The organism is Kitasatospora sp. NPDC093806, from assembly GCF_040683335.1.
In the GTDB taxonomy this organism is placed as follows: Bacteria; Actinomycetota; Actinomycetes; order Streptomycetales; family Streptomycetaceae; genus Kitasatospora.
In genome coordinates, this window is record NZ_JBFBDO010000147.1 from 1 (window position 1) to 15,134 (window position 15,134).

At 75.1% G+C, this 15,134-nt stretch carries 13 protein-coding genes; 4 read left to right on the forward strand and 9 right to left on the reverse strand.

All coding sequences use genetic code 11. From position 1 onward, the window contains the following. Positions 1-251: 251 nt before the first annotated feature. Entirely contained in the window at positions 252-647 is a 396-nt protein-coding gene (locus AB0N76_RS36500; protein WP_363564844.1) for a roadblock/LC7 domain-containing protein, read from the forward strand. Between the two features lie 70 nt (positions 648-717). Further along, complete coding sequence (locus tag AB0N76_RS36505) at positions 718-1,092, forward strand: hypothetical protein (protein ID WP_363564846.1); 375 nt, start codon at positions 718-720, stop codon at positions 1,090-1,092. A gap of 43 nt (positions 1,093-1,135) precedes the next feature. On the opposite strand, the gene AB0N76_RS36510 is transcribed toward AB0N76_RS36505, so the two are convergent. From AB0N76_RS36510 to AB0N76_RS36545, 8 genes are all read right to left on the reverse strand, one after another. Further along, positions 1,136-1,582 (reverse strand): DUF6188 family protein, encoded by a 447-nt coding sequence (locus tag AB0N76_RS36510; RefSeq protein ID WP_363564848.1) that lies wholly within the window; start codon positions 1,580-1,582, stop codon positions 1,136-1,138. A 26-nt stretch (positions 1,583-1,608) separates the two neighbouring features. Further along, positions 1,609-2,898, reverse strand: a complete 1,290-nt coding sequence (locus tag AB0N76_RS36515; protein ID WP_363564850.1) for a transposase — start codon at positions 2,896-2,898, stop codon at positions 1,609-1,611. A gap of 290 nt (positions 2,899-3,188) precedes the next feature. Continuing rightward, positions 3,189-4,295: an NUDIX hydrolase gene (locus AB0N76_RS36520; protein WP_363564852.1), complete on the reverse strand. Its 1,107-nt coding sequence runs from the start codon at positions 4,293-4,295 to the stop codon at positions 3,189-3,191. A gap of 197 nt (positions 4,296-4,492) precedes the next feature. Continuing rightward, positions 4,493-5,380 (reverse strand): SGNH/GDSL hydrolase family protein, encoded by an 888-nt coding sequence (locus AB0N76_RS36525; RefSeq protein ID WP_363564854.1) that lies wholly within the window; start codon positions 5,378-5,380, stop codon positions 4,493-4,495. Between the two features lie 70 nt (positions 5,381-5,450). Beyond that, positions 5,451-6,602, reverse strand: a complete 1,152-nt coding sequence (locus AB0N76_RS36530; protein ID WP_363564856.1) for a glycosyltransferase — start codon at positions 6,600-6,602, stop codon at positions 5,451-5,453. After that, the gene (locus AB0N76_RS36535) at positions 6,599-7,840 is read right to left on the reverse strand and encodes a glycosyltransferase family 1 protein (protein WP_363564858.1); all 1,242 of its coding nucleotides are present in this window, start codon (positions 7,838-7,840) and stop codon (positions 6,599-6,601) included. Before AB0N76_RS36535 ends, AB0N76_RS36530 begins: the two co-directional genes overlap by 4 nt. Before the next feature lie 143 nt (positions 7,841-7,983). Continuing rightward, entirely contained in the window at positions 7,984-8,175 is a 192-nt protein-coding gene (locus AB0N76_RS36540; RefSeq protein WP_363564860.1) for a DUF1508 domain-containing protein, read from the reverse strand. A gap of 93 nt (positions 8,176-8,268) precedes the next feature. After that, positions 8,269-10,548, reverse strand: coding sequence for an FdhF/YdeP family oxidoreductase (locus tag AB0N76_RS36545; RefSeq protein ID WP_363564868.1), 2,280 nt, complete (start codon positions 10,546-10,548; stop codon positions 8,269-8,271). Positions 10,549-10,800: 252 nt separating this feature from the next. On the opposite strand from AB0N76_RS36545, the gene AB0N76_RS36550 reads away from it, so the two are divergent. Together AB0N76_RS36550 and AB0N76_RS36555 are read left to right on the forward strand one after the other, a co-directional pair. Then, complete coding sequence (locus AB0N76_RS36550) at positions 10,801-13,908, forward strand: SNF2-related protein (RefSeq protein WP_363564862.1); 3,108 nt, start codon at positions 10,801-10,803, stop codon at positions 13,906-13,908. A 7-nt stretch (positions 13,909-13,915) separates the two neighbouring features. Next, positions 13,916-14,113, forward strand: a complete 198-nt coding sequence (locus tag AB0N76_RS36555; protein ID WP_363564864.1) for a hypothetical protein — start codon at positions 13,916-13,918, stop codon at positions 14,111-14,113. Positions 14,114-14,138: 25 nt separating this feature from the next. Here the strand turns inward: AB0N76_RS36555 and sph are convergent. Continuing rightward, the coding region (sph, locus tag AB0N76_RS36560) for a sphingomyelin phosphodiesterase (protein WP_363564866.1) at positions 14,139-15,134 on the reverse strand (996 nt) is incomplete at its 5' end.

A 15,134-nucleotide genomic window follows, 5' to 3' on the forward strand; every position in this document is an offset into this window, starting at 1 on the left:
GCGGCACTCCGGCCGTCGCCCGGGAGCCGGTCCCGGAACCGGGCCCGGCACCGCGGCCGCCCGTTCCCCGACCCCGTCGACCCCGGCACCGGCCCACCCGCTGCCCGTCGCCGACCCGGACATCGCGCTGCTGATCCGGGTCCGAACCCTTCTGGAGGCCCGACTTTGAACCACTCTCCGCCCGCGACCCCGCCCTCACGGCCATGAGGCGGGCGCTCAAGCAGCGTGTCGGAAGGAGACAACTGATCGCCTTGGAGACCGAGCTGCTGGCCGAACTCCGCGCCCTCAAGCACCGGGTGCCGCACCTCGCGGGCGGCCTGGTGGCCAGCGTGGACGGCCTGCTCGTCGCACACGACACCCACGGGACCGAGCCCTCCGGCCTGGCGGCCATGACCGCCGCCTCGCTCAGCCTGGCCCAACGGCTCGCCGAAAGCACCGGCCAGGGCGACTTCCGCGAGTCGCTGGTCCGGGGCGAGCACGGCTACGTCGCCACCTACGCGGCCGGCGGCAGCTGCGTGCTCACCCTGCTGGCCCACCCGGACGCGAACGTCGGCCGCCTGCACCTGGAGGCCCGCCGCTCCGCCCAGCGCATCACCGCGCTGCTCAACGACGCCCTCGCGCCCAAGGACGCCCGGGAGTCGTACTGACCCCCGGGTCCCGGCCCGGGCACCCGACCCTGCAACTCCCCAGCCACACCCACGAACTGGAGACACCGACATGACCGACGCCGCCGGCGCGCTGAAGCAGACCATGACCGTGATCGAGGGCGCCCTCGGCGCGGCCCTCGTCGACTACAACAGCGGCATGGCGCTGGCGACCCTGGACGGTCCCGGCGGGCTCGACCTCAACGTCGCCGCCGCCGGGAACACCGACGTGGTCCGCGCCAAGATGCGCACCATGGACATGCTGGGCCTGCAGGACGGGATCGAGGACATCCTCATCACGCTCAGCAGCCAGTACCACCTGATCCGCCCGCTCACCGGCCGCACCGGCAAGGGCCTCTTCCTCTACCTGGCGCTGGACAAGAAGCGGGCCAACCTGGCGATGGCCCGGCACCAGCTGACCAAGATCGAGGCGGAGCTGGAGGTCTGAGTCCGAGGTCCGAGTCCGAGGTCTGAGGTCTGAGTCGGCGGGCTCAGCCGGGCTCCCCGCCCGGCTCCGGCCAGACGACCTCGCCACCGGGCAGCCCGGCACAGACCGGGCCGCGCGGCGTGAACACGCTCCACGGGGCGAGCCGCGCGTGCGGCGGCACGGACAGCGAGGCGGCGTCGTCGCTGCTGCCCTCGCCGTCGAAGACCAGCTCCAGCCCGCCGGCCATGGTGACCCGGGCGGAGCCGACCTTCCGGCCGACCAGAGCGAGCAGTGGTCCGGTCGGCCGGAAGGTCAGTTCGGGGTAGAAGTGCTCCACCTCGGCCGGCCCGGCGAAGCGGAACTCGTGCACCACCCGGACGGTCACCGGACCGTCGAGCGTGAGCTCCAGCCGGCCGCCACCACTGACCGCCGCCACCCGGCGGCCGGTCAGGGCGGCCCCGAGCCCGTCGCCGGGCCGTGGCGCGGGCTGTGTGTACCGCGTGTTCCGCATGCGGTCAGTTTGACCTCCTCCCCCGGCTAAAGCCGGGAGATTCCAACACCTGTGGGGTGTTGAGGTTCACGGGCACTCGACCGCTGGCGCGGTGTTGCCCCTCCGGTACCGGCGCGTGTGCGCTGGGGCCTTACGGCCTGTCCTACCGCGACGTTGATTGCTGCGTTCTCGTCCGCGTTGCAGGTGAAGCCGCAGGAGGAGCAGACGAACTCGGCTTGGCTCTTGCGCGAGTTCTTGTCGATCCACTTACAGGCGCTGCATTGCAGGCTGGTGTAGGGGGCGGGGACGTCTTGGACCCGGCCGGGTGCCTTGTGCTCGGTGCGCCGGCGCAGCAGTCCCCAGCCTTGGGCGAGGATCGCCCGGTTCAGTCCGGCCTTGGCGGCCCGTCCGTTCTTGAGGAACGTGCCGGGCTGGTCGGGGTCGGGCCTGGGCTTGGCTTTGGCGGTTATGTTGCGGATGTTGAGCTTCTCGAACCGGATCAGGTCGTAGGACCTGGCCAGGTCGGTGCTGGTCTTCTCGCACCAGTCCTTGCGCCGGTCGGCTTCGCGGGCCTTGAGTTTGGCGACCTTCGCGTACTCGGCGGTCTTCTGCTCACTGCCCTTCGGGGCGCGGGCGGCACGCCGCTGGTGCTTGCGGATCTGGGCCCGCTCGCGGGTGGTGGGCTGCGGGCAGTTCAGCGTGCGGCCGTCGGACAGGGCAGCGGTGATCGTCACGCCCCGGTCCACGCCGATGACCTCACCCGTGCCGGGTACGTCGATCGGGTCGGGGATGACGGCGAACGCGATGTGCCACTGGTTGTTCTTGAAGGTGACGCGGAACGTCTTCGCGTCGGGCAGGCTGGTGCGGGTGTTGCGGAACCTGACCCATCCGCAGCCGGGCACCTTGACCTGCGCCCAGCGGCGGTTCAGCTTCTGCACGATGACGGAGCGCCCGAGGACCTGCTTCCGGGTCTTCGGGTTGATCTTCGCACTGCCGTCCGGTCCGAACTCCGGGACACGGTCGGTGCCGATGACACGGAAGCCCTCGTGCTGGAACTTCTTGCGCCAGGTCGGCTCTCCGAACCCTGCCGTGAACTTGGCGTTCTTGGCTTTGGAGAAGTCCTGCAACGCCTGCTGCTGCACGGTCTGATTACCCTCGCGCAGCCACTCGTTGTCACGCCGGGCCTCGGTGAGCTGGCGGCATTGCTCCGCGAATCCAGGTGCTGCCTTGCGGCCCCGGTACCAGTGCGAGTGCTGCTCGACGGCGAGGTTCCACACGTACCGGGCGTGCGCGCAGTGGTCGAGCATGATGCTCGCCTGCTCGCTCGTCGGATACATCCGGAACCTCGTCATAGCCCCGAGGACTTGCACACCCGACTGACAACGCCGCCGGCTGCGGGCAGACGGTCCCTCAACTCAGAGTTGCTGCACCTGCTTGAGGCCGCTCTCACCGCCGCCTCTCCCGAGACGCCGGTCCGCCTTGACGGCGAAACGGCTACACCTGACCCGCTGCGCGGGAAGCGCCATTCCCCCTCGGCCTAAAGGCCGAGGCACCCTGGCGTTACTCGGTGGACCGGCGGGACGCCGCCTGTCCCGCCGCCCGGCGCCCCGCGTCGCGGCCCGGGGGCTCACCGCGCCGGGTACCCGCCGACCAGTTCGGCCGGGCCGCCCGGCCGCCCCCGGGCCGCGAGCGCGGCCGCCGTCCGCGCCCAGGACGACGGCGACAGCAGCGCCCGCGCCTCGTCCGGTGCGCAGAACCGCCACTCGGCCAGCTCCTCCTCCTGGAGCACGATCGACGCCGACCGCTCCTCCGTCACCGTGCCGCCGTCGAAGACGTACACCAGCACGGCGCCGCCCCGGTCGGTGCCCGGATCCGCCTCTGGGCCGGGCAGCCAGTCCAGGGCCAGCAGCCGCCCCGGCTCGCACTCCCAGCCCAGCTCCTCGCGGACCTCCCGGCGGGCCGCCGCCCGCGGCAACTCCCGGTCCGCCTCGATCCCGCCGCCCGGCAGCACCCAGTACGGCACTTCGCCGCGCGGCCCGGGCCACGGCGTCAGCCGGACGAGCAGCACCCGGCCGGCGTCGTCCGTGAACACCGTGCGGGCCTTGGCCCGGATCCGCGGGCGGCCGGCGATGTAGGTCTCCCGGTCCATCGGCGGCTCGCTCGCGATGACCGGTTCGTCGGGGGCGTCATCCCCGGTCAGGGACAGCCCCGCCAAGCCGGTGTACTCCGGTGCCGGGCCGGGCGTCAGGTGGTCGAGGACGTGCCCGACCGGCAGGCCGTCCTCCAGCTCCAGCGGGGCGGCCGAACGGGGCGCCCGCAGACAGGCCGTCACCCGGCGGGAGAGCCGGGGCGGCAGTGCGTGGCTCGCCTGCTCCGGCGTCAGCCAGGTCCAGCCGCCCACCTCGGCGCGGTCCGGGGTGATCGCCGCGAGCTGCTCCGGCGTCAGCGGGTCGGCCCAGTAGAGGTGGGCGGCGATCGGCGGCCGGTCGTGGCCGAGCGTCCAGTCGAGGCAGGCGAGCGACCCGAGCCGGGGCGTGAACCCCAACTCCTCGGCGATCTCCCGCTCCGCCGTCCGACGGGGCGACAGGTCCTGCGGATCCCACCCGCCGCCCGGCACCGCCACCGGATGCTTCCGGTCGTACGGCAACCGCACCACCAGCACCCTGCCGTCCTCGTCCGGGAACAGCACCCCGGCCGCCGCCAGCAACTCCCGCCCCGACCGCTCCGCCACCATCCGCACTCCCTCCGTCTGCCGTCCCACGGGACGACACCGCACACCACCCCCGTGGTTCCCACCCGGGCGGGGATGTGCTGGTGTTTCGACGGACGGGGCCCGCCTGGCCGCCGTCGCGCGCCACCTGTGCGGTCCCCGCGCCGGCAGGGGAGATGCCCGGGGGATCGGGCGTCGGCTGGGGGGCGGCCACTGCCCCGTCAGGGGAGGGTGGTCAGGGCGGTGGTGGTGGCGTGGGTCATCTGCTGGTCCTGGCGGTCGGTGGAGCCGCGGAGGCGGGCGTAGCCCTCCATGGCGGCGAGGGCGATGAGGCCCGGGAGCAGGTCGGTGCTCCGGTCGGCGACCCAGCGGGTGCCGCGGGTGGCCATCCACCAGAGGTCGGCGAGGGTGCCGGGCGGTGGTTCGGCCGGTTCCGGGGCGGGGGCCGGGCCGAGCGGGCGGCCGGCGGTGGCGAGCAGGTCGTGGAAGCCGCGGGCGATCAGGTGGTGGCCCTCGGCGCTGGGGTGCAGGCGGTCGACGCTGAGCAGCCGCCGTTCGGCCGTCCAGGGCAGGTCGGCGATGTGCAGGTGGACGGCCTGGTGGCGGGCGGAGAGCGCGTGGACCACGGTGTTCACCGCGCGCATCCGGCGGGCCAGCGGGCGGGCCAGCGGCCGGGGCAGCCGCAGCAGGGTGCCCGGGTCGGGCAGGCAGGCGGTGAGCACCAGCGCGCCGCCGGCGGTGAGCCGCCCGAGGACGGCGTCGAGCGACCGGGTGGTGTGTCCGACGTCGAAGCCGGACCGCAGGGTGTCGTTGCCGCCGACCACCACGGCCGCCACCTGGGGCCGGAGCGCGAGGGCGGCGGGCAGCTGTTCGGTGGTCAGGTCGGTGGTGAGCGCGCCGCTGCGGGCGAGGTTGGTGAACTCGACGCCCGGGTGCGGCGGGGCCAGGGAGCGGGCGAGCAGGGCCGCCCAGCCGCGGAATCCGTCGGGGATCGGGTCGCCGACGCCCTCGGTGAGCGAGTCGCCGAGCGCGACGAACCGGACCGGCCCGCCGACCGGCTGCTGCTGCGCGGTGCCGTCTTCTCCGTCGACCGCCGTGGTCGTGTGCATCGGACCTCCCACCCGTGCCCGGCCCCCCGTCGGGTCCGGCCGTTCCGTTCGTGTCTGCCTGTTGGGGTCTTCACCGCGGCCCGGCGGCCGGTGGTGCGCCGTGGGCGGTGAGGAAGGCCGCCACCGCGGCGGGCCAGCCGTAGCGTTCGGCCTGGGCGCGGGCGGCGGCGCGCCGGTCCGGTTCGGGGCGCGCGAGGAGTTCGCGCACCGCCTCCGCGTAGCCCGCGCCGGTCGGTTCGGCGGGCAGGCCGGCCGTGCCGATCAGCTCGGGCAGGGCGGATCCGCGGTTGACCACGACCGGGGTGCCGCAGGCAAGCGCCTCCATCGCGGCCAGCCCGAAGGTCTCCACCGGCCCGGGGGCCAGCACCGCGTCCGCGCAGCCGAGCAGCCGGGCGACGGCGGCGCGCCCGGCCAGGTGGCCGAGGAAGTGGACGGGCAGCCCCTGCCGGGCGGCCCGGGCGGCCAGCCGGGCGCGCAGCGGACCGGTGCCGGCCACCGCGAGGACGGCGGGCCGTCCGGCGGCGTGCAGCGCGGCGAGCGCGTCGAGGGCGTGCTCGGGGCGCTTCTCGGTGGAGAGCCGGGAGCAGAGCACCAGCAGCGCCTCCTCGGGGGCCGCGTACCGGGCGCGTTCCTCGGCCCGGGCTGCGGCGGGCAGGGGGCGCAGGGTGGTGAGGTCCACGCCGAGCGGGGCGCGCGCCAGGTTCCGCACGCCCAGGCGGCGGAACTCGGCGGCGGCCCAGTCGGTCGTGCAGATCACCGTGTCGTACGACCGGGCGGTCCGGCCGTTGAGCCGGTCCGCCGCCGCGCCGGCGACCGGGCCGGGCAGGCCCCAGGTGCGCAGCAGCCCGGCGGCGCTCTCGTGCGACACCATCGCGGAGCGGACGCCGCGCCGCCGGGCCCAGGCGCCGGTCCAACGCAGGGTGGTGCGGTCGGAGACCTCCAGCCGGTCGGGCGCGAGCCGCTCCAGTTCGGCGGCGACCGCGCGCCGGTCGGTGAGCAGTCGGTAGCCGCCGCTGCCGGGCAGGACGGGGCCAGGCAGCGTGACGACCAGGCCCTGCTCGTCCTCCTCGGCCGTCCGCCGCTCGCCGGGCACCACCAGGACCGGGGTGTGCCCGGCCGCCCGGTAGCCCGCGCCGAGGTGGCGCAGCGCGGTGCGCAGTCCGCCGGAGACGGGGGTGACGAAGTTGGCCACCCGGACGATCCGGAGCGGGCCGGTGGTCATGCGGGCAGCTCCTCCGTCCGCGCGTCGGTGGGCGGCCCGGGCGGCACGGCGGCGGCAGCGGGAGGAACGACGGGCCCGGCCGGGACCGCCACCCCGTGGTGCTCGGCCAGCACCTCCGCGTAGTGCCGCAGCAGCAGGTCCCCGACCGCCTCCCAGGTGCGGGCCGTCACCTCCGCCCGCCCGGCGCGCCCGTACGAGGCCCGCAGTTCGGGGTCCCCGGCGAGCTCGGTGACCGCCCGGGCCACGGCGGCGCCGTCGCGGGGCGGGACGAGCAGGCCGGTGCGGTGGTGCGCGACCAGGTCGAGCGGGCCGCCGGCGGCCGGTCCGACCACCGCGACCCCGCTGGCCATCGCCTCCTGGATGGTCTGGCAGAAGGTCTCCAGCGGGCCGGTGTGCACGAACACGTCCAGCGAGGCGAAGCAGCGGGCCAGTTCCTCGCCGGTGCGGCGGCCGAGGAAGACCGCGCCGGGCATCTGGGCCTTCAGCCCGGGCGCGGACGGCCCGTCACCGACGATCACCACCCGGACGCCGGGCAGGGTGGCGGTCTCGGCCAGCAGGTCGACCCGCTTCTCGGGCGCGAGCCGCCCGACGTACCCGACCAGCACCTCGCCGCCGGGGGCGAGCGCCCGGTGCAGGGCCTCGTCCCGGTGGCGCGGGTGGAAGCGGGCCGAGTCGACGCCGCGCGGCCAGAGCTGGACCCGGGCGACGCCGTGCGCGGTGAGGTCCTGGGCGGCGGGGGTGGAGGGCGCGAGGGTGCGGGCGGCGAGGCCGTGGATGCCGCGGATCCGGTGCCAGGCGGCGGCTTCGCCGAGCCCGCGCCCGGCCCGGTAGGCGTGCGCGTACCCGGCGAGGTCGGTCTGGTAGACGGCGACGATCGGCAGGCCGAGCCGGGTGGCGACCTGCGCGCCGCGCGCGCCGAGGACGAACGGGCTGGCCAGGTGGACGAGGTCGGGCCGGTGGCCCTCGATCGCGGCGGCCAGCTGCCGGCTGGGCAGCGCGATCCGGACCTGCGGGTAGCCGGGCAGCGGGACGGAGGGGACGCGGACCACCGGCAGGTCGGCCGCCGCCGTGCCGGAGCCGAAGGTGTGCGACGGGCTGTGCGCGCCGCGCGCGGGGGCCGGGGTGACGACCAGCGGCTGGTGGCCCCGGCGGAGCAGGTGCTCGGCGGTCCGCAGCACGCTGTGGGCGACGCCGTTGACCTCGGGGGGAAAGGACTCGGTGACGATGACGACACGCATGCCTGTGTTCTGTCCGCGTCCGGCGTGCACGCGGCCAAAGGGATCTGTCGTACAAACGAACGCGGGTCGGCGAATTGTGCCGCCGACCCGCGTCCCCGCCCGCCGAGGGCGTCATCGCCCGCCGAGGGGCGTCACCGGATTCCTCAGGCCGGGCCGGCGGCCGCCTCCTTGAGTTCCGCGTAGGGCGCGAGCTTGCGGAGCGACTCGATGCTCTTGAGGCAGTCGTCCCGGCTGTCCTCCGGGTCGCCCGTCACCACGATCGTTCCGTTGCTCGCCTTGAGCCGGAACCGGTGCATGCCGCTGTCGTCCGTGTACAGCTCGAACTTCCCAGCCATGTCAGTGCGTACCTCTCGCTCGGATGACCCCCTCGCACCGCAACCTAGGGCGGAAACCCGGACGGCGCGCCCCGGGCGGGGCGTTCGGGTGCGCTACGGCTGCCGCCCCGCCGGGACGATCGTCACCTTGAGGTGCTTCATGATCGGCTGGTCGCTCTGGGTGCTGTAGTCGCCGAGCGCGCACAGCACGTTCATCTCCGGCATGTAGCCGGCCGCGCAGCCGCGCGGGATGTCGTACGGCACGGCGAGGTACCCGTCGAGGCGGCGCCGGCTGCCGTCCCGGGCGGTGCTGGTGATGTCGACGGGGGTGAGTTCGGCGATGCCGCGCTCGCGCATGTCGTCGCGGTTCATGAAGACCAGGGTGCGCAGGTTGTGGACGCCCCGGTAGCGGTCGTCGTCGGAGTAGATGGTGGTGTTCCACTGGTCGTGCGAGCGCATGGTGCCGAGGGCCAGGGTGCCGGGGGCGGGCACCACGTCCGGCAGCGCGGCGGCGGAGAACTCGGCGCGCCCGGACGGGGTGCGGAAGACCAGTTCGCGGGCGGGCTGGCGGATCCGGAAGCCGAGCGGCAGCCGGACCCGGCGGTTGAAGTCCTCGAAGCCGTCCAGGACCTGGGCCATGGCGTCGCGGATCCGGTCGTAGTCCTCGACGTACCACTCCCACGGCGTGGCGCTGTCGGGCAGCGCGGCCCGGGCCAGGCCGGCGATGATCGCGGGCTCGGACAGCAGGTCCGGGGAGGCGGGCCGCTTCATGCCGACGGACAGGTGCACCATGCTCATCGAGTCCTCGACCGAGGTGCTCTGCAGGCCGGTCCGCTGCTGGTCCTTCTCGGTGCGGCCGAGGCAGGGCAGGATCAGCGCCTGCCGGCCGTGCACCAGGTGGCTGCGGTTGAGCTTGGTGCTCACCTGCACGGTCAGCTCGCAGGTGCGCAGCGCCGCGAAGGTGTAGGGGGTGTCGGGCGCGGCGAGCGCGAAGTTGCCGCCCATGCCGACGAACACGGTGACCTCGCCGTCCCGCATCGCCCGGATCGCGGCGACGGTGTCCAGGCCGTGCTCCCGGGGCGGGTCGATCCCGCACACCTCGGCGAGGCGGTCCAGGAACTCCGGTGCCGGGCGGTGGTCGATGCCGCAGGTGCGGTTGCCCTGGACGTTGCTGTGCCCGCGGACCGGGGACGGGCCGGCGCCCTCCCGGCCGAGGTTGCCGCGCAGCAGCAGCAGGTTGACGATCTCCCGGACGGTGTCGACGCCGTGCTCGTGCTGGGTGACGCCCAGGCACCAGCTGACGATCGAGCGGTCCGCGTCGCGGTAGACCCGGGCCGCCTTGAGGATGTCGGCGCGCGGGAGCCCGGACTGCCGCTCCAACTCCTCCCAGGGGGTGGCCTCGCAGAGCGCCCGGTACTCGGCGAAGCCGGTGGTGTGGCGGTCGATGAACTCCTGGTCCAGCGCCTTGGGATCGCTCGGGGCCTGTTCCAGGATCGCCTTGGCCATGCCGCGCAGCAGGGCCAGGTCGCCGCCGATCCGCGGCTGGAGGTTCAGCGTGCTGGTCCGGGTCGCCTTGCCGAGGGCCATGTCGGTGAAGTCGTGCGGGATGATCGTGCGGGTGGCGGCGGCCTCGACCAGCGGGTTGACGTGCACGATCTGCGCGCCCCGGTGGTAGGCCTCGGCGAGCGCGGTGAGCATCCGGGGCGCGTTGGAGGCCGCGTTGACGCCGAGGATGAACAGCGCGTCGGTGGCCTCCCAGTCCTTGAGGTCGACGGTGCCCTTCCCGGTGCCGAGCGAGGCCTGGAGCGCGCGGCCGCTCGCCTCGTGGCACATGTTGGAGCAGTCCGGGAGGTTGTTGGTGCCCAGTTCGCGGGCCATCAGCTGGTAGAGGAAGGTGGCCTCGTTGCCGAGCCGGCCGGAGGTGTAGTACGCGGCCCGGTGCGGGCTGTCCAACCCCCGCAGGGTGCGGCCGACCAGCGCGAAGGCGTCCTTCCAGGTGATCGGGACGTAGTAGTCGGTGGCGGCGTCGTACACCATCGGCTCGGTGAGCCGGCCCTGGTTCTCCAGCGCGTAGTCGCTCCAGCCGGACAGCTCGGTCACCGAGTGCGCGGCGAAGAACTCGCGGCCGACCCGCTTGCGGGTCATCTCCCAGGTGACGTGCTTGATGCCGTTCTCGCAGATGTCGAGGTGCAGGCCCTTGGTGTCGTCCGGCCAGGCGCAGCCGGGGCAGTCGAAGCCGGTCCGCTCGTGGTTCATCTTCATGATCGCCCGCGGCCCGTCCACCAGGGCGCCCTCGCGGACCATGAAGCGGGTGACGCTCTTCGCGGCGCCCCAGCCGGCGGCCGGGTGGTGGTAGGGGCGGACCCGCGGCTCGCCCTCGGGGGTGGGGCCCACGGCGGGCTCCGGCCGCCGCGGTTGCGCGGCGGACGCGTTCGGCTCCTCGGTGGACGCGCTCAAGGCTCTCACCCTTCCGTCGGGCGGACGTATACCCGTGAACGGGTACTTTTCGGTCAGCCTAGGCGGGCGCACCGGGCCCCGCGCGGTGGCCCGTCGGCGGCCCGGCGGCCCTGTCGGTGGGGCGGACTAGGCTGGGAGGTCTTGCTTCGACTCCGCTGTTCCCGCTTCCCAGGAGAGGCCGCGCCACCGATGTACGCCCTGCACGCCCTCTGGCGGGACGACGGCCGGCTCGCTGTCTGGGCCGAGGACGCGGCGGCGTACCGGGGCGAGCGGCGCGACCGGGCCGACCGGGGCGGGGCGGCGCACCCGTTCGCCTGCCCGGCCGGGGAGGTCGCCCGGCTGCTCGGGACGGTCGGGCCCGGGCTGGGCTGGCTGGCCGAACAGGCCGCCGAACGGTGGACCGGGCTGCTGCTGCCCACTCTCGGCGGCCGCCCGACGCCCTCGCCGGACCTGCCGGTGGGCGCCGCCCCGCGCGGGGTGGGGCTGAGCCCGTGGCGGGTGCCCGCGCTGCTCTTCGACCGGGCGCAGGCCGCCCAGCTGCTCGGCGCGCTGCACGACCCGCACTGGCCGGGTGCGACCGTCCAGCTGCCGGACGGCACCCCGGCCGAGCTGGCGTACGGCGCCTCGGTGCGCTGGCTCGCCGCCGCGCACGACCTGGCCTGGCGGCTGGTCGGGCGCGGGCGGCTGCTCCCGGCGCTGGTCGAGGAGACGGGGGAGTGGCACGCGCGCTGGCGGCCCGCGCCGGACGGCCCGGCCCGCCGGGAGACGGCCGCGCTGGTCGCGGGGTGCCCCCCGGTCTGCCGCGCCGAGCACCGGCCGGACGGGGGCGGGGGCACGCCGTCCGTGGGTGAGCCGTCCGCCGCCGCGCTGCTCACCGGACTGCTCGACGCCCTCGTCGACCAGGAGGCCCGGGTCGCGCTCGCCGAGGCCGCGCCGCCCGCCGACCCGTTCCTCGCCGCGCTCTACGGACCGGACGGCCGGCTCGGCCAGCCGCCGCCCGCCGGGCTGCCGCAGCGGCTGGCCGACTGGTACGCCGCCCGGCCGGCCGACGGACCGCTGCGGCTCGACTTCCGGCTCAGCGAACCCCTCGGCGCCGACCCGGACGACCCCGACGGCGGGCCGGTCGCCGACGACTGGCGCCTCGACCTGCTGGTCCGCGCGGTCGACCGCCCGTCCCTGGTGGTCCCCGCCGCCGCGCTGCGGCCCGGCGCCGCCGACCCGGCCTACGAGGCGCTGGCCCGCGCCGTCCCCGGCGACCCGGCCGAGGCCTACCTGGCCGAGCTGGACCGCGCCGGGCGGGTCGACCCGACGCTGCGCGCCGCCCTCGCGGGTACCTTCCCCACCGGGACCGGCCTCGACCGGGCGGGCGCCCTGCGCTTCCTGCGCGAGGGCGCGCCCGCGCTGACCCGCGCCGGGTTCGGCGTGCTGCTGCCCGCCTGGTGGCAGCGCCGCCCGCGGCTCGGCCTGGTCCTGACGGCCGGCGCCACCGGCGACGACCCGTCCGCGGTGGCCCGCACCGCGCAGGTCGACCGGGACGCCGTGCTGGCCTTCGAATGGCGGCTCGCCCTCGGCGACCTCACCCTCACCGAGCAGGAGCTGGCCGAACTGGCCGCCGCCCAGCAGGGGCTGGTCCGGCTGCGGGGCCGCTGGGTCGAGGTCGACCAGGTCCAACTCGCCGCCGCCGCGCGCTTCCTGGCCGAACGCGGCAGCGGCACCATGGCGCCGGTCGAACTGCTGCGGCTGGCCGTGGACGACGGCGCCGTGGTGGACGGACTGCCGGTCACCGCCGTGCACGCGACCGGCCCGATCGGCGACCTGCTGGCCGGGACCCCGGGCCCCGCCGACCGGGTCCCGGAGCTGCCCGCCGGCTTCACCGGCTCGCTCCGCCCCTACCAGCGGCGCGGGCTGGCCTGGCTGGACGCGCTCGGCCGGCTGGGCCTGGGCGCCGTGCTGGCCGACGACATGGGACTCGGCAAGACGGTGCAGACCCTCGCCCTGCTCGCCCTGGAGCAGGAGCGCGGCGCGACCGGCCCGGTGCTGCTGGTCTGCCCGATGTCCCTGGTCGGCAACTGGCGCGGGGAGGCCGCCCGGTTCGCGCCCGGCCTGCGGGTGCACGTCCACCACGGCCCCGACCGCACCGCCCCGGGCCCCGGACTCCAGGCGGCCGACCTGGTGATCACCACCTACGGACTGGTCCAGCGGGACGCCGCCGAGCTGCGCCGGATCCACTGGCGGCGGATCGTCGCGGACGAGGCCCAGCACGTCAAGAACCGCTCGGCCCGGCAGTCCCGGGCGCTGCGCTCGCTGCGCTCCGGCCCGCGGATCGCGCTCACCGGCACACCGGTGGAGAACCGGCTGGCCGACCTGCACGCGGTGCTGGACTTCGCCAACCCGGGGCTGTTCGGCAGCTCGGAGGCGTTCCGCGAGCGGTTCGCGATCCCGGTCGAACAGGCCGCCAGCGCCGACGCCGCCGCCCGGCTGCGGCGCGTCACCGGCCCGTTCCTGCTGCGCCGCCGCAAGAGCGACCCGCTGATCGTCCGGGACCTGCCCGCCAAGCAGGAGTTCACCGTCCGCTGCTCGCTGACCGCCGAGCAGGCCGGGCTCTACCGGGCGGTGGTCGCCGACCTGCTGGAGCGGTTGCAGGGGCTGCGCGGCGTCGAGCGCAAGGGTGCGGTGCTGGCGGCGATCGGCCGGCTCAAGCAGGTCTGCAACCACCCGGCCCAACTCCTGCACGACGGAACGGCGGTGGCCGGCCGCTCGGGCAAGGTGGAGCAGCTGGTCGCCCTGCTCACGGAGGCGCTGGCCGAGGGGGACCGGGCGCTGGTCTTCACCCAGTACGCCGAGTTCGGCACGATGCTCCGGCCGTACCTGCGGCGCAAGCTGGGCGAGGAGGTGCTCTACCTGCACGGCGGGGTGCCGCGCGGTCGGCGGGACGAGATGGTCGAGCGGTTCCGGGCGCCGGACGGGCCGCGGGTGTTCCTGCTGTCGCTGAAGGCCGGCGGCACCGGGCTCAACCTGACCGCCGCCAACCAGGTGATCCACCTGGACCGTTGGTGGAACCCGGCGGTCGAGGACCAGGCCACCGACCGCGCCCACCGGATCGGGCAGCGCCGCGACGTGCAGGTCCGGCGGCTGGTCTGCGCCGGCACCGTCGAGGAGCGGATCGACGAACTGCTCACCGCCAAGCGCGCCCTGGCCGAGGCGGCGGTCGGGGACGGCGAGCAGTGGCTCGCCGAACTGCCCACCGAGCGGCTGCGCGAACTGCTCACGCTGTCCGCCGACACGATCGGAGAGTGAGGGATCGATGGCTTCCGGGGACCGCCCGCTCGCCGAGCTGATCGACGTCTTCTGGCGGGGCGCCGTGCCCGACCCCGAGGAGGTCGACGCCGCCGAAACCGCCACCGCGCTGGACGAGTTGGGCCCGTCCGGGGCGCCGCCGCGCGGCCGCCCGCCGGCCGCGGCGCTGGCGGAGGCCTACCGGCGGTTCACCGGGGCGGGCTGACCGGCCCGGTGAACCGCCGCCAGGATCAGCCGGCCGTCACCGGGTAGTGGTCGGAGAGGTCGTTGTAGGTGTAGCTCTTGCCCCAGCTGCTCACCGTCCAGGGCGAGCTGTGGAAGCGGACCACCGTGTTGGTGTAGTTCGCCGGACGGGCGTGGTCGGCCCGGTAGAGGACGTAGTCGAGGTCCTCCTTGGGCTCGCCCGGGTAGCGGTAGGCGGCGATCGAGTTGTCCGCCGTGTCGAAGGAGTTGACCCAGCCGTTGCGGGTGTCGGCCGGGGCCACGCCCGCGTTGGCCAGCAGGGCCGGGTACTCGCTGCCGTGCGAGTCGATGTTGAGGTCGCCGGCCAGCACGATCGGCTCGGCGGCCGGGATGTTCTTGGCGTCGACGAACGCCTTCATCGCCTTGAGCTGGGCGGCCCGGACGGCGGCCGGCTCACCGGCGGAGCAGCCGGTGTCGGTGGACTGGAGGTGGGTGCCGAGCACGTGCGTGCGCACGCCGTTGACGTCGAGCACGGCGTAGACGAAGCCCTTGTTCGACCACCAGTCCGCCCCGCAGGCGTCCTTGAAGATGTACTGCTCCTTGCGGAGGATGGGCCACTTGCTGAGCAGGGTGACCCCGCCGTCCTCGGGGGTGGTGGAGCTGTAGCTGCCGGCGGTGGCGTCCCAGCCGCTGGTCGAGCGGCCGACGACCGGAGTGTGGTACGGGTAGCCGACGGTGGCAGCCTGGGCGGTGAGCGCGTCGGAGGCGGCGTTGTCGAAGGCCTCCTGGAGCACCACGACGTCCTGGCCCCGGAAGAAGTCGGTGGCGGGGATGGCCTTGGCGCGGTAGTCCTGGCCCCAGTTGGGGTAGAGGCTCTTGCTCATCAGGAAGACGTTGTACGTCAGCACCTTGAGCGCCGGGACGGCGGGGAGCGCGGTGGCGGCGGCTTCCGGGGTGGCGTCCGGGGTGGCGGCGAGGGCGCTCGGCGCGGCGGCGAGCGGGGCGAGCAGGGCGGCGGCGGCCGTGCGGACGGCGGCGAGGCG